Source organism: Collinsella sp. CLA-JM-H32B (assembly GCF_040098065.1).
Taxonomy (GTDB): domain Bacteria; phylum Actinomycetota; class Coriobacteriia; order Coriobacteriales; family Coriobacteriaceae; genus Collinsella.
Window position 1 is genome coordinate 1 of sequence record NZ_JBBNNA010000035.1, and the last position, 914, is coordinate 914.

The following is a 914-nucleotide window of genomic DNA, read 5'->3' on the forward strand; positions in this document are numbered from 1 at the left end:
CGGACAAGCTCGTTGGAAAGACCCATCTGCTGGCTCTCGCCGGAAACCTTGGGCGCGTGGTCGATGGCATCCTGTGTGGAGCGTGCGAGCTGAGCCGGGTCGGCACCGATGCGCTCGATAATAGGCGGTTCGACAGAAAGCTCTCCGGACTTCACGCCGTTTCTGATCGCATTGTAGACAGCCAACTCGTCTTCGCAGTCGGCGAGCACGCGGTGTGCGTCGTCGTTTTGGATGTACAGTAAATCTCGAAGGTCCTCCATGCACCAGCGTCCGAGATCTGGCCATGCGCGTCGCGCGAGCTGATAAGTGTCGATCGCGATGTTGTAGTTAAAGTCCAGGCCAAAGCCGTCCCAGGCAGAACGGCATTGTTTCCTTGATTATCAACTTCATCCGGACACTTCCCGCATTCATCCGTGTGTGTACGGATGAATGCGGGGTTCGATACCCCGGCGGCCTGATCGGCAGACCGCCGGGAGTTCTCACTCCTCGATAAAAGCCGGCACTCGGTTAGTCCTGCGCATCTTGAAATCGCCAGTCTCGTGGGAGACGTAGAGAATGCCGTCCATCCCATCTCGTGATGCATACGACAGGTGAACTGAACCGCAATCCGATCCATCATTGTCGAGAAGATCGAACGAATTCGGGTCGCTCGTTGCGGCCAAACGACCACTCAGACAAGAGCCATCGTCATTACAGATTTGCCATTCCATGTCTTCGCCTGCAAGAATCGCCATAGACGGCCTGGTCGCGCCATCGTTGACATACATCCCGTCTATGCCAAACCCATTTTCAGCGCCATCGATGAACGACTGCTCGGACCTATACCTCGCAAATGATGCACATAGCACCATTGCAAGACAAAGTACAAAGCCAACAATCGCTATCTTTGCATAGCTCTTGCTATCATGTCATAC

Annotated in this window: 1 protein-coding gene; it reads right to left on the bottom strand. The window is 54.7% G+C overall.

Annotated features, from left to right (window positions below; genetic code table 11):
• A partial coding sequence (locus tag AAA138_RS09835; RefSeq protein WP_349090671.1) for a hypothetical protein occupies nt 1–260 on the bottom strand: 260 nt, incomplete at its 3' end.
• Nucleotides 261–914: the final 654 nt, after the last annotated feature.